16 protein-coding genes are annotated in these 12,176 nt (G+C 37.7%); 8 read left to right on the top strand and 8 right to left on the bottom strand.

The annotated features are described in order from the left end of the window. Window positions 1-3 precede the first annotated feature (3 nt). From ACFSR8_RS15195 to ACFSR8_RS15170, 6 genes are all read left to right on the top strand, one after another. The gene (locus ACFSR8_RS15195; RefSeq protein WP_380293559.1) at window positions 4-642 is read left to right on the top strand and encodes a peptidylprolyl isomerase; all 639 of its coding nucleotides are present in this window, start codon (window positions 4-6) and stop codon (window positions 640-642) included. Next, on the top strand, window positions 642-1,361 hold the full coding sequence (locus ACFSR8_RS15190; protein ID WP_380293557.1) for a 16S rRNA (uracil(1498)-N(3))-methyltransferase: 720 nt from the start codon (window positions 642-644) through the stop codon (window positions 1,359-1,361). Before ACFSR8_RS15195 ends, ACFSR8_RS15190 begins: the two co-directional genes overlap by 1 nt. Before the next feature lie 3 nt (window positions 1,362-1,364). Beyond that, on the top strand, window positions 1,365-2,006 hold the full coding sequence (locus ACFSR8_RS15185) for a DUF4159 domain-containing protein (protein WP_380293555.1): 642 nt from the start codon (window positions 1,365-1,367) through the stop codon (window positions 2,004-2,006). Between the two features lie 77 nt (window positions 2,007-2,083). Next, the gene (locus ACFSR8_RS15180; RefSeq protein WP_380293553.1) at window positions 2,084-2,584 is read left to right on the top strand and encodes a TrmH family RNA methyltransferase; all 501 of its coding nucleotides are present in this window, start codon (window positions 2,084-2,086) and stop codon (window positions 2,582-2,584) included. Between the two features lie 96 nt (window positions 2,585-2,680). Further along, window positions 2,681-3,769 carry an AI-2E family transporter gene (locus ACFSR8_RS15175; protein ID WP_380293551.1) on the top strand — a complete coding sequence of 363 codons (1,089 nt, stop codon included), beginning with the start codon at window positions 2,681-2,683 and terminating at the stop codon, window positions 3,767-3,769. Window positions 3,770-3,776: 7 nt separating this feature from the next. After that, entirely contained in the window at window positions 3,777-4,961 is a 1,185-nt protein-coding gene (locus tag ACFSR8_RS15170; protein WP_380293549.1) for a class I SAM-dependent methyltransferase, read from the top strand. A 166-nt stretch (window positions 4,962-5,127) separates the two neighbouring features. Here ACFSR8_RS15170 and ACFSR8_RS15165 read toward each other — a convergent pair whose 3' ends face one another. Both ACFSR8_RS15165 and pdxH read right to left on the bottom strand, forming a co-directional pair. Then, the gene (locus ACFSR8_RS15165; RefSeq protein WP_380293547.1) at window positions 5,128-5,622 is read right to left on the bottom strand and encodes a CAP domain-containing protein; all 495 of its coding nucleotides are present in this window, start codon (window positions 5,620-5,622) and stop codon (window positions 5,128-5,130) included. 167 nt (window positions 5,623-5,789) lie between these two features. Next, the gene (pdxH, locus tag ACFSR8_RS15160; RefSeq protein WP_380293545.1) at window positions 5,790-6,437 is read right to left on the bottom strand and encodes a pyridoxamine 5'-phosphate oxidase; all 648 of its coding nucleotides are present in this window, start codon (window positions 6,435-6,437) and stop codon (window positions 5,790-5,792) included. A gap of 108 nt (window positions 6,438-6,545) precedes the next feature. Between pdxH and ACFSR8_RS15155 the strand changes: the two genes are divergently transcribed. Then, entirely contained in the window at window positions 6,546-6,959 is a 414-nt protein-coding gene (locus ACFSR8_RS15155) for a hypothetical protein (RefSeq protein ID WP_380293543.1), read from the top strand. Here ACFSR8_RS15155 and ACFSR8_RS15150 read toward each other — a convergent pair. The 5 genes from ACFSR8_RS15150 to pyrR form a co-directional block, all read right to left on the bottom strand. Continuing rightward, the gene (locus tag ACFSR8_RS15150) at window positions 6,952-7,860 is read right to left on the bottom strand and encodes a ribonuclease Z (RefSeq protein WP_380293541.1); all 909 of its coding nucleotides are present in this window, start codon (window positions 7,858-7,860) and stop codon (window positions 6,952-6,954) included. The two genes, ACFSR8_RS15155 and ACFSR8_RS15150, sit on opposite strands and share 8 nt — an antisense overlap. After that, window positions 7,860-8,288, bottom strand: coding sequence for a hypothetical protein (locus ACFSR8_RS15145; RefSeq protein WP_380293539.1), 429 nt, complete (start codon window positions 8,286-8,288; stop codon window positions 7,860-7,862). Before ACFSR8_RS15145 ends, ACFSR8_RS15150 begins: the two co-directional genes overlap by 1 nt. Window positions 8,289-8,297: 9 nt before the next feature. Further along, the gene (locus tag ACFSR8_RS15140; RefSeq protein WP_380293537.1) at window positions 8,298-8,630 is read right to left on the bottom strand and encodes a ribonuclease Z; all 333 of its coding nucleotides are present in this window, start codon (window positions 8,628-8,630) and stop codon (window positions 8,298-8,300) included. Between the two features lie 3 nt (window positions 8,631-8,633). Then, entirely contained in the window at window positions 8,634-9,563 is a 930-nt protein-coding gene (locus tag ACFSR8_RS15135; protein WP_380293535.1) for an aspartate carbamoyltransferase catalytic subunit, read from the bottom strand. Between the two features lie 71 nt (window positions 9,564-9,634). Continuing rightward, entirely contained in the window at window positions 9,635-10,174 is a 540-nt protein-coding gene (gene pyrR / locus ACFSR8_RS15130) for a bifunctional pyr operon transcriptional regulator/uracil phosphoribosyltransferase PyrR (protein ID WP_380293533.1), read from the bottom strand. A gap of 137 nt (window positions 10,175-10,311) precedes the next feature. On the opposite strand from pyrR, the gene ACFSR8_RS15125 reads away from it, so the two are divergent. After that, complete coding sequence (locus tag ACFSR8_RS15125) at window positions 10,312-10,866, top strand: NUDIX hydrolase (protein WP_380293531.1); 555 nt, start codon at window positions 10,312-10,314, stop codon at window positions 10,864-10,866. A gap of 26 nt (window positions 10,867-10,892) precedes the next feature. Here ACFSR8_RS15125 and ACFSR8_RS15120 read toward each other — a convergent pair whose 3' ends face one another. Continuing rightward, on the bottom strand, window positions 10,893-12,020 hold the full coding sequence (locus tag ACFSR8_RS15120; protein ID WP_380293529.1) for a D-2-hydroxyacid dehydrogenase: 1,128 nt from the start codon (window positions 12,018-12,020) through the stop codon (window positions 10,893-10,895). Window positions 12,021-12,176 lie beyond the last annotated feature (156 nt).

Raw genomic sequence — 12,176 nt, 5'->3', positions numbered from 1 at the left:
ACCATGAAACAACGCCTACTTTTTATTGCGATTGTCTTAATTTCATTTTCATCTCAAGGCCAGAATAGTACCGAAGAAGCCCTTTTATCTGTTGAAACCCAAGAACAGGCCAAGGATTTCATCGAAAATAAATATGCTTTTGAAAGCAAAATTTTCACCTTCAATGAAGAAAAGCACAAAACACAATTGGCCACGGCCCTATTTAAACTTCAAAAAGGTCAGGTAAAATCAGTAGAAACCCAACGCGAAAAAACACTCTATAAAATCCTTGAAAAAACAAGCAAAACCTATTACCGAGTGGCCTATATTGTTTTGGACGGTTCAACATATTCTTATAAGAGCATCCAAAACCTAAGAAATAACCTGATAGAAAAACACACAAATGGCACACCTTTCAGCGCATTGGCCCATCAATATTCCATGGACGACAATGCCAAAAAAGGTGGGGATACCGGATGGTTCACTATTGGTGATTTATCGGCCAGTTTTGAAGAAGCTATAATAACTCAATCTCGCGGTTTGGAAGACATTTACACCATAGACTTAGCGCCTGAACAACTCTATTATTTGGTATTACAAACCCATGAGCCCAAAGACATTTCAGAAATCAAAGTACTTAAAATTGTTGAACCGACTGAGTGATGCAACTGTTCTATAACCCTGAACTTACCGATGGAACGACCAATTTTTCTTTTTCAAAAGAAGAAAGCAGGCATTTAGTCAAAGTACTTCGTAAATCTGTTGGCGATACCGTTAAAATTACTAATGGAAAGGGCGGGTTGTTTACTGCATCCATTAGGTTGGCAAACTACAATTCATGCAGGGCCGAAATTGTTTCAAAAGAAATACAACCCAGGCGCAACTATAATTTGCATTTGGCTGTGGCTCCAACGAAAATGAACGACCGCTACGAGTGGTTTTTGGAAAAAGCTACCGAAATTGGCATCGATACCATCACCCCGATTATTTGTGACCACAGCGAACGCAAAGTCATCAAACCCGAGCGTTTTGAACGGATTCTGCAATCGGCCATGAAACAATCCTTAAATTGTTATATGCCGAAATTAAATCCCGCGATGGCGTTTGAGGATTTTTTAAACCAAAATTTTGAGAGCCAGCTATTTATTGCACATTGTGCAGAAACCGATAAAAAATCCCTGAAAAAAGAATTAAAGGCAGAAACAGACGTTACTATTTTGATCGGTCCCGAAGGTGATTTCAGTACGAAAGAAATTGATTTGGCTTTAAAACATAACTTTATTCCTGTAACTTTGGGCGAAACGCGACTGCGCACCGAAACGGCTGGTATTGTAGCCTGCCATTCGGCAGCTTTTGTAAATGAAACCCATAATGGGAAATAAAACATGAAGCACCTTTTTTCTCTTATCTCTTGCCTCCTATTTCTTGTTTCCTTTTCCCAAGAAATCGCAGTCTTAAAATATAAAGGCGGAGGCGACTGGTACAGCAACCCCACTGCCTTGCCTAACTTGATTAAGTTTTGCAACGAGAACATAAAAACCAAAATAACCGAACAGCCCCAAACCGTTGATACAGAAAGTCCTGATATTTTTCAGTTTCCGCTAGTACATATGACGGGACACGGCAATGTGTTTTTCAGTGATGCAGATGTCGAAAACCTTAGAAATTATCTATTTTCGGGAGGATTCTTGCACATTGACGACAACTATGGTATGGCACCATTTCTAAAAAAGGAATTGAAAAAAGTATTCCCGAATAAAGAATTAACTGAAATTCCCACGACCCACCCTATTTTTAATATTTCATATAAGTTCCCAAATGGATTACCAAAAATTCACGAACATGATGGGAAACGCCCTCAAGCTTTAGGTATTTTCCATGAAGACAGATTGATTTTGCTATTCACTTTTGAAAGCGATTTAGGTGATGGTTGGGAAGACCCCGAAGTACATAACGACCCCGAGGATGTGCGTGAAAGAGCATTGAAAATGGGGGCAAATATTGTAAAATATGCTTTTGAGAACTAAAAAAAGCCCCCTAACCCCCGAAGGGGGAACCCCTACTCATACTGCTAACTGAAGACTGAATACTGCTGACTAATAAAATGCAACTCACCCATTACAATTCCAAATTCAAAAAACAAAAATTCCCTGTCACTTTGGTTTCCGATAATGTGACCAATGCCACAAACATCGGTAGTTTATTTAGAATTTCGGATGCTTTTGGGGTTGAAAAACTTGTGCTCTGTGGTGAAAATATTCTGGTAGGCCGTAAAATGACAAAAACTTCAAGAGCGACAGAAAAAGTCGTTGATTTTGAAATACACCCCTCAACAATCGAAGTTACCAAAAAGCTCAAAAAAGAAGGTTATCAAATCATTGCGCTGGAAATCACCACCAACAGCAAACCCATCCATAAATTTTCATTTTCAAAAGAAAAACCAATAGCTTTGATTGTTGGAGATGAAAACTTTGGGGTTTCGCAGGACGTTTTAAAGCTTTCGGACTACATAATTCACATTGAAATGTACGGGCAAAACAGTAGCATGAATGTGGTACAAGCCACAAATATTGCACTTTACGAAATTACCAAACAGCTGAGATAAACGTCATTGCGAACATAGTGAAGCAATCTTTATGATAAACAAAGAGATTACTTCAGTCATTCTTCCTTCGTAATGACAAATTAGTATATTTACTACATGAATTCAAAATCCATCACCAATGGTATTTTACGAGCCGTCGCTATTATCTGTGGCATTGCGCTGTTGCTTTATTTCCTTTACGAAATCCGTTCAGTGATTGGCTACGTGGCCATCGCGGCGGTTATTTCATTAATCGGAAGGCCAATTGTTCTGTTTTTGGAACGAAAACTGAAATTCAAAAACACCATTGCCGTTGTTGTCACAATGACACTTCTCTTGGGTATTTTTATTGGATTGGTAAGCTTGTTTGTCCCATTAATCGTAAAACAGGGGCAAAATCTATCGTTGCTCAACATTGAGGAACTACAAGGAAACATTGAAAACCTTTACGCCGAAATAGTAAGCTATTTTGATTTACACCAAATCGATGTAGAGCAATCTTTAAAGGATTCTAATTTGTTATCGAAAATTGATTTTGCGTTGATTCCAAATTTTCTGAATTCAGTCATCAGTGGACTTGGCAGTTTTAGTATAGGGTTGTTTTCAGTGATTTTTATTTCTTTTTTCTTTTTGAAAGACACCCGTTTGTTTGAAAGCAGTTTGCTCACTTTGGTCCCTGATGATAAGGAATCTCGCTGGAAAACTTCCTCCACAAAGATTAAAGATTTGTTGTCTCGCTATTTCGTCGGATTGATTTTTCAAATCCTTATACTTTTCATTATTTATATGATTGGGTTGTTGATTATTGGTGTGGAAAATGCTGTAGTTATCGCCTTCTTGTGTGCGCTTTTGAATTTGATACCCTATGTTGGCCCATTAATTGGAGCTGTGTTGATGATAACATTGACAATGACGAGCAACTTGGGACAAAGTTTTAGCGATGTTATTTTGCCCAAAACATTTTGGGTATTACTGGTTTTTGTTATCGGGCAATTGGTGGATAACTTCGGAAGTCAGCCTATCATTTTTTCTAAAAGCGTGAAGTCTCACCCATTGGAAATCTTTTTGGTAATATTAATCACAGGGATTTTATTCGGCGTTATTGGATTAATAATTGCCGTACCGGCTTATACTGCCATTAAAGTGATTCTAAAAGCTTTTTTATCAGAAAATAAGATTGTAAAAAAGCTAACTAAAGACTTATAGCTTTTATTTGAATAAATACATTTTAAATACTGAAATACAGGATTTTATAAATTCAAATATTTATTCAGACATTAGCACTATTCTTCTGAAAGGTACTGATTTTGAAAATGTCTCAACTTCTGAAATTGTTGAACAAATTGAGGCTAAAAAACGGTGCCACAAGAAGCTCCCCACTTGGTTTGAAACTGACAACATTTACTTCCCCAATAAGTTAAATATTGAACAAACATCGTCTGAAATCACCGCGAAATACAAATCAGAATTAATCCATGGGAATTCGATAATTGACATCACTGGAGGTTTTGGAGTGGACTGTTTCTATTTTTCAAAACGATTTAAAAACGTCTCGCATTGCGAAATAAACAAGGAACTATCTTCAATCGTAAAAAACAATTTTGAACAGCTTAATATCAAAAATACCGAGACCATAATTGGAGATGGCTTATCGATTGTAAAACTTAAAAATCAAAAATTTGATTGGGTTTATATTGACCCTTCCCGACGGCACGACACAAAAGGAAAAGTGTTTTTTTTAAAGGATTGCCTACCCAATGTTCCGGAAAATCTGGATTTTCTATTTGAATATTCTGAAAACATTTTAATTAAAACGTCGCCCTTGCTGGATATTTCCGTTGGCATCAACGAGCTTAAACACGTAAAAACAGTTCATGTTGTTGCCGTAAATAATGATGTAAAGGAACTACTTTGGATATTGAAAAAAGGTTTTAATGCCCCTATTTCTATTGAAACGGCTAATATCAAAAACAGCACAACAAAATGCTTCAGTTTTAGGCCTAATGATGAAAAAGGGACTAAGGCGCACTACAGCAAACCGCTTTCTTACTTGTACGAACCCAATGCCGCCATTTTAAAATCTGGAGGGTTTAACCAAATTGCTATTCAAAATAATGTGTTCAAATTGCACCCCAATTCGCATTTGTACACAAATGATGCTCACATCGATTTTCCGGGAAGGGTTTTTAAAATAGAAAAGGTTGTAGCTTATAACAAAAAACAAATTGGGAAGCTAGCCAAAAGCAAGGCAAATGTATCCACACGCAACTTCCCCGAAAGTGTTAAACAGCTTCGGAAAAAATTCAATATTGAGGAGGGTGGTGATATTTATATGTTCTTTACAACGGATATCAACAACTCAAAAATCGTTTTGATTACTTCAAAAAGTGAATTTTAAAAATCCGAAGTACAATCAAAAACCCTCCTGGAAACAGGAGGGTTTTATACCTAAAGCTAAATTCAATAACAATCAAGTTATCGATATAACCGCATTAATTCGCAAAATTTTAAATTAAGTATTCAAATTTTAATTTATAGCTATTAATCGGCAAATTAATTACTGGTTATTTCTTAATAAAAATGTTGGTGTAGTACCACCTACCATCAACATCCTTTTCGGCAGAAATTCCAAAATTGGTATAATCGCCTTCAATATTTTTTTTATGACTTTCACTGTTAATCCAAGCCCTTACTACAGATTCTGCTTTGGTAAAACCGTAGGCCACATTTTCAGAAACACTCTTGGCTCCAGCCTTTGACTTCAAATAGTTACTTCTTTCGAAGAAATTAGCATGAGAAACCGTCTGGGTATCCACCATATAATCGGTATGGCTAAAGGCAGCAGTTTTGATAATGGACATACTCTCTAAGGGAGACAACCCTTCAGATAATCTAAAATCGTTTATTAAATCTAGTATTTCCAGTTCTATGTTCTTGTCCTCAGGAACAACAAGACTTTCTATAGCCGAATCGGCTTTATCGTCAATACTATCAGTAGAGCAGGAAAGGGAAAGTAGGGTTAAACATGCCACGAATGACAACTTGGTTAGTAACTTCATGGTTAAGTAAATTTAGATTTGGGACTATAAATCTACCTTCTAAACCACGGCTTAAGCGTTAATGAAATGTTAAAATCGATGAAAAACATGTATTTCGTCGAACTAATATGTTTTTTATCGATTAAATACACCTGAAAGATAAGAAAAAGTGTATTTCATCATCGTTTTTATGGAGATAATCGATGAATAAGCCAATTGTAATCTGATTGCAATTGATACCTGATACGATCGTGCAATCTATTTGGGCGTCCTTGCCAAAATTCGATTTCCACTGGCTTTACGATATAACCTCCCCAATGCTCAGGTCTTTCTACTACTTTGGCATCATATTCAATTTCCAATGCTTTTAGCTTATTTTCTAAAAAGGCCCTATTAGGAATTATTTCACTTTGATTTGAAACCAAAGCACCAAGCTGGCTCCCCTTAGGGCGAGACTCAAAATAGCCGTCGCTCATATTGGGCGCAATCTTCTCAGCTTCTCCCTTTATAATAATCTGACGTTCAGCGCCATGCCAAAAAAAAGAAAGACATACGTTTGGATTTTCAGAAATTGCCCGACCTTTTTCGCTATTATAATTCGTGTAAAAGATAAAACCTTCAAAGGTGAATTTTTTAAGCAACACTACCCTATTTTTAGGATAACCATCCAAACCAACTGTTGCAATGGTCATCGCGTTATTTTCATCCTCAGGAAAATATTTATCTACTTCATAAAACCATTTTTGGAACAACTCCATTGGGTTTTCCGGCGTATCTTTAAGAAGCAGTTCTCCCTTATCATAAGACTTTCGATAATTGCTCAAATCATTTTCCATACAACGAAATTAGTGAAAAATTAACGGCAAATAAGCCATTATCTCATATAAACTTCTTAACTTCGAATGTCTCTCAAAAAATTTGATTCAAAACAAATACGACCATAAATGACATTTGAAAAGTCGCCTTTTTTTGAGAAACTAAAGCCTTATAAACTTTCACTTTCTTTCGGGAATTATTATTTATGTGAACATTTTGTAGTTGCCGAACCTCATGAAGGTGTACATTTTGATTGGTCAAAAGCCCAAGTTTTAATTAAAGAGTTGACCAAGTTTTATGGCGAAAATGCACAAGTGGCCTATGTTGCCAATAGGATTAACTCCTATTCCATAGACCCTCAAAACTGGTTGCGCATCGAAAAGCATTACAATATTTTGGTGGCCAGTGCTATTGTGGCTTATAACAATGCCTCTTATATCAATGCCTCCTTGGAAAAGCACTTTTCCAACAAAAGCATAAAACGTTGCCTGTCTCTGAGCGAGGCCATTCGATGGGTAGAAAATCTAAAGGAGTTTAATTGAAGCTAAAGGTTTTCCCGTCTTCCGCGAGCTCAACATTATCAAAAACAGTTAAAGCTTCACTTCTGAAATCCTCCAAATTAGGATAGCGAGAAGAATAATGTCCCAGAACTAAAGTGCCTGCATTAGCCAATTTTGCAATAGTCGCTGCTTCCTTGGCTGTGGAGTGTTTGGTTTTTGGTGCCAAATGGGCGTGCTGATCTAAAAAAGTAGACTCATGGTAAAGTACATCCACATCCTTTATAAGGGGCAAAATATCTTCTTTGTAAACCGTGTCACTACAAAACGCATAACTTTTAGGTTTCTCGGCAGGCTTAGTTACCGTTTCGTTTTTTATCAAAACGCCATCCTCGTTCATAACATCAAAACCCTGTTTTAGTTTACGGAAATAGGCCACATCAATATGAGCCCGCTCTACCGCAACGATATCCAACTTGCGGTCTCTTTCTTTTTCCTTAAACAGATAACCATTGGTATACACGCGGTGTTCCAACGGAATGGTGTAAACCTCTACCGCATCATCTTCAAATATCAATTCGGATGTATTGGATTCCAACTCGTGAAAAATCAATTTGTAATTGGTCCAGGAATCGGCCAGTTTCATTTGAAGAGTAATCACTTCCTTTATGCCTTTCGGACCATATATGTGCAAATCGGCCTCTCTGGTCAACAATCGAAATGTTGAAATCAGCCCCACCAAACCAAAAAAATGATCACCGTGCAAATGGGAAATAAATACATGCTTAATACGGTTGAATTTTATTTTATGGCGTCGCAATTCCACTTGAGTGCCCTCCCCACAGTCAATCAAAAACATGTGATTATTGATTTCAAGCACTTGGGACGTGGTGTTGGATAATGTACGTGGGGTTGCGCTGTAGCAACCTAAAATGGTTAATTTCATTATATATTTATGTAACTTTTTATGCGCTCAAGTTCAACCATTGCAGGATTTTTATTGGGCATTTTCTTTATAAATGAAATTTTACCATCCTTCTTTTTAGCCACTATCTCAAAATATAGGTCATTATTCTGGGCTAATTCTATTTTTTCAATTTCTGAAATAGGGAAACTTTCAACTTTTCTTAATCTACCTAAAAATAAAGTATAAATATCTTTCACAAGCAAGTTATTCGAAATTGACACCCTTCGAGAGATTTTCATTATACTAATAACTCCAAAAATGAACAGGTAACTTATAATATCAGAAATAGTTTGATTTTCGACCAAATTATTTAAAACAAAAGAGGGAAGAAATGAGCAGAAAAACAATAAGACCTGACTAATACTGTCTAAAATCTCTTCTTCATGAAGAACTACTTTTTTGCTCATAAAATAAAACTAAAACCCTAAATCGCGCTCCATTTCTTCCATTTCGATGATATCGAGTGCCTCCTGTTGTGTTGGCACCACCACTAGCTCATGAGGAATTTCATCCAGATCTACCTTGTCGGAAACGACAACGAACGAATGTTTTTTGCCTCTGTGGATGTTCGAAATGTTCAAAAATTCAACCACATCCTCCAGCGCAATTTTGTCCAACGCCGTTAAAGCGACAATAATATTGTCATTTTTAAACTTGGGATAAAGTGCTTCCATCTTTTTAACAAGTTCCACTATCGTAAACTTTTCCTGGGTGATAACCGTGGTATTTCCGGTTTTATCGATAATCATATCCTACTGTTTTATCTTGGAAGCTAATAAATAAATCACTGCCATCCTAATAGCTACTCCATTTTGTACTTGATCCAAAATGATGGCCTGCTTAGAATCGGCCACATCACTGGTGATTTCCACACCTCTATTGATCGGTCCTGGGTGCATAATGGTGATTTCCTTATCCAAACTATCCAGCAAAGCTTTGTTTACTCCAAACTGTTGAGTATACTCTCGGGTCGATGGAAAATAACTGATATCCATCCGCTCATTTTGAACGCGAAGCATATTAGCAACGTCGCACCAATTTAAGGCTTTCCGCAAATCGGTTTCTACCTTTACACCCAATTTATCGATATATTTTGGAATCAAGGTTTTTGGGCCACACACCATCACTTCAGCACCCTGCATCTGCAAAGCAAATATATTTGACAATGCGACTCTACTGTGCAAAATATCCCCGACAATGACCACTTTTTTGCCTTTGACTTCGCCCAAACGCTCTCGAATGGAATAGCTATCCAATAAGGCCTGAGTGGGATGCTCGTGAGCACCATCGCCTGCATTAATGATGCTTGCATCCACATGCTTTGACAAGAAAACGCCTGCTCCGGGATTGGGGTGTCGCATCACGACCATATCCACCTTCATGGATAGAATATTGTTGACTGTATCGATTAGGGTTTCCCCTTTTTTTACAGAGGACTGCCCTGATGAAAAATTAATGACATCGGCAGATAATCGTTTTTCGGCCAGTTCAAAAGAGAGTTTGGTTCGCGTGGAATTCTCAAAAAACAAATTGGCGATGGTGATATCCCTTAACGACGGTACCTTTTTAATTGGACGATTGATGACCTCCTTAAAATGGTCGGCGGTTTCAAAAATAAGTTGAATGTCCTGCTGGTTCAGGTACTTTATTCCCAATAAGTGATTTACACTTAATTCGCTCATTCTTTTTCAGTATTCAGTCGCAGTCTCAGCCTGCAGTTACACTCTCTAGTTAATTTTAGAATCTTTACCCTCTATTTTTCAATCAAATACACGGAATCCTCTTTATCATGTTCTTCCCAATTCACCACCACTTTTTCACTATTGATGACATCCACTTGTCTCCCCCGGTAATCTGGTTGAATCGGCAGGTGCCTGCTAAACCTTCTATCTATCAGTGTTAACAACTCAATTTCGTTTGGCCTTCCAAAGGACTGAATAGCAGTCAGCGCGGCTCTAATACTTCTTCCCGTATACAACACATCATCAATAAAAATGATGTTTTTGTCCTCCACCAAAAAATCTATTTTGGTGGTATTGGCTTCCAATGGCTTTTCACTTCGTCTGAAATCATCACGATAAAACGTAATGTCCAAATAGCCCAGTTTTATATTCTTTACTTTGTAATCGCCCTTTAAAATAGATGCAATCCTATTGGCCAAAAACACCCCTCTGGGTTGCAGACCAATCAATACGGTATTCGAGAAATCAGTGTGTTTTTCAATAAGTTGACAAGCCAATCGATGAAGAATGATGTTTACCTCTTTTGCGTTAAGTAAAACTTTCTGACTCATATCTGCCCAAACGTGTTTGGAAGGCAAAGGTAATGCAAAAATTAATATGATTTATTTTAAATAATCATTTCTAAAAGTCTTTGTTTTTTGAAATTTGAACTAGTTTTGAGGAAAATACACAACTGCAATTCAACATCATGGATGAATATATTGACGTGGCTACAAAAGAAGGCTTGCTAACGGGAAAAAGTGAATTAAAATCTATCATTCACAAAAAAGGACTGTATCATCACACCTCCCACGTTTGGTTTTACACGAGTAAAAAAGAAATCCTTCTGGCCCAACGTTCGGCACAAAAGGTAATTTGTCCATTGCTTTGGGATGTTTCAGTAGCCGGCCACATCGATGCTGGCGAAACCCCAAAAGAAGGGGCTATTCGGGAGGTGAAAGAAGAAATTGGTGTTGCGGTTTCAGAAGAAGATTTAATTTCTATTGGTATATTCGAATGCTTTCAAAGCTACGACAACGGTATTACCGACAACGAATTCCATAATACCTTTATTACCGAACTAAAAGTCCCAGTTAAAGAACTTGTTCCTCAAGAAGGCGAAGTCGAAGCCTTTAAATTGGTGTCTTTTGACGAGTTTCAACATTTAATTGATACCATAGGCGATAATGGCAATCATTTTGTGGCTTCCAACAAAAGTTACTATGTATTCGTACTCCAAAAAATAGTTGAAACTGTGAATTGAAAGCGCACCTCAAAGACAAAAACAAGCTAATAGCCCCGAGCTAAATCCACCATGTTTAATAGTTTTTCTCCCTTTATATAGCGCCTTAAGTTCTCCCTGGTAATCATCAATGCATTTCGCCTGCTCAAATCCGATCTTCCCGCGGTATGCTGCGTAATTATCACATTTGGCATTCCCCACAGCTCATGTCCCTCTGGTAAAGGTTCCGGATCTGTAACATCCAGGCCTGCCCCACTCAGCTTTCCACTATTAAGCGCTTCTATCAAGGCATTGGTGTCGGTAGTTTTTCCACGGCCAACAGAAAGATAGTAACTTCCTTCTTTCAAATTATTAAAAAACTCGGCACTAACAATCCCTGTTGTTTTATCTGTAAGAGGTAAAGCATTTATAACAATATCTGCCTGTTTCGCTAATTCCTGAGTTTCATCACTTAAACCCACATAATCCACATAATCCGGCCCCGTCCTACTCGAATTCCGAGTCCCAATTACCCTCATTCCAAGACTGTTCGCTCTTTTGGCGATCTGGGACCCTATTCCCCCAAGCCCAAGAACCAGAAGAGTTTTGCCCTTTAACGAGATTGCTTTTGGTGCATCCGGTGCGTTTCCACGATTCCAATCGGAATTTGTTTTTAAGCCGTCAAACATAGGTAATCGTCGTGCTAAGGCCATCATCATCGCAATGCTATGCTCTGCAATGGTTTCACTACTTACCTTGGCATTATTGGTAGCGATCCAATGAGTGGTTTTTATCCCGGGGATGGAGGCGCATCTATCAATTCCTGCAGATGTAATGTGTATATAATCCAGATTTTTACCTGTCGATATGACATCTGAACACCTCCCAATATAGACATCGCTATCCGCAATACTATTTTCTACGTCATCCGTGCCGCTTACAAAATCAATTGGGACCCCATCAGCAACCTCAAGAATCCAAGCTTTTGACCCGATACCTGTTACGGTCTGAGGGATATAGCCAAAAGTCACTTTTTTAGGACGAGACCACCCTTCCATGTCTTTGCTAGCCACTTTCGATTCACGAATCCCCAATTCAATGATTAGGGTGTCAATATGAATCTCGGCCATCTGACCAAAACATAGAGCAGGCAATAAAATGCCAAATGCCGTAACCGTGATAATAAACTTTTTCATATCCAAGGAAAAATTATGACACTGAAATTACTCTTTTTTGGCCAATTCACAAATATGACTTTGAAGGCAAAACTTTCGCTTGTCTAAAATAGAACCAAAAAAAAGCCTCTTAGAATTGGGATATCATTAAAAATCCAATTCATAGAGGCTCTTGAT

This window comes from Hyunsoonleella rubra, from assembly GCF_042684665.1.
Lineage (GTDB): Bacteria > Bacteroidota > Bacteroidia > Flavobacteriales > Flavobacteriaceae > Jejuia > Jejuia rubra.
The sequence above is the reverse complement of the archived record's forward strand: the minus strand, read 5'-3'. Positions and strand labels throughout refer to the sequence as shown.

What these genes read in the sequence shown, in the direction of transcription:
- ACFSR8_RS15195 (WP_380293559.1), top strand. Translation starts at nt 4, where the DNA reads ATGAAACAACGCCTACTTTTTATTGCGATTGTCTTAATTTCATTTTCA.
- ACFSR8_RS15190 (WP_380293557.1), top strand. Translation starts at nt 642, where the DNA reads ATGCAACTGTTCTATAACCCTGAACTTACCGATGGAACGACCAATTTT.
- ACFSR8_RS15185 (WP_380293555.1), top strand. Translation starts at nt 1,365, where the DNA reads ATGAAGCACCTTTTTTCTCTTATCTCTTGCCTCCTATTTCTTGTTTCC.
- ACFSR8_RS15180 (WP_380293553.1), top strand. Translation starts at nt 2,084, where the DNA reads ATGCAACTCACCCATTACAATTCCAAATTCAAAAAACAAAAATTCCCT.
- ACFSR8_RS15175 (WP_380293551.1), top strand. Translation starts at nt 2,681, where the DNA reads ATGAATTCAAAATCCATCACCAATGGTATTTTACGAGCCGTCGCTATT.
- ACFSR8_RS15165 (WP_380293547.1), bottom strand. Translation starts at nt 5,622, where the DNA reads ATGAAGTTACTAACCAAGTTGTCATTCGTGGCATGTTTAACCCTACTT.
- pdxH (WP_380293545.1), bottom strand. Translation starts at nt 6,437, where the DNA reads ATGGAAAATGATTTGAGCAATTATCGAAAGTCTTATGATAAGGGAGAA.
- ACFSR8_RS15155 (WP_380293543.1), top strand. Translation starts at nt 6,546, where the DNA reads ATGACATTTGAAAAGTCGCCTTTTTTTGAGAAACTAAAGCCTTATAAA.
- ACFSR8_RS15150 (WP_380293541.1), bottom strand. Translation starts at nt 7,860, where the DNA reads ATGAAATTAACCATTTTAGGTTGCTACAGCGCAACCCCACGTACATTA.
- ACFSR8_RS15145 (WP_380293539.1), bottom strand. Translation starts at nt 8,288, where the DNA reads ATGAGCAAAAAAGTAGTTCTTCATGAAGAAGAGATTTTAGACAGTATT.
- ACFSR8_RS15140 (WP_380293537.1), bottom strand. Translation starts at nt 8,630, where the DNA reads ATGATTATCGATAAAACCGGAAATACCACGGTTATCACCCAGGAAAAG.
- ACFSR8_RS15135 (WP_380293535.1), bottom strand. Translation starts at nt 9,563, where the DNA reads ATGAGCGAATTAAGTGTAAATCACTTATTGGGAATAAAGTACCTGAAC.
- pyrR (WP_380293533.1), bottom strand. Translation starts at nt 10,174, where the DNA reads ATGAGTCAGAAAGTTTTACTTAACGCAAAAGAGGTAAACATCATTCTT.
- ACFSR8_RS15125 (WP_380293531.1), top strand. Translation starts at nt 10,312, where the DNA reads ATGGATGAATATATTGACGTGGCTACAAAAGAAGGCTTGCTAACGGGA.
- ACFSR8_RS15120 (WP_380293529.1), bottom strand. Translation starts at nt 12,020, where the DNA reads ATGAAAAAGTTTATTATCACGGTTACGGCATTTGGCATTTTATTGCCT.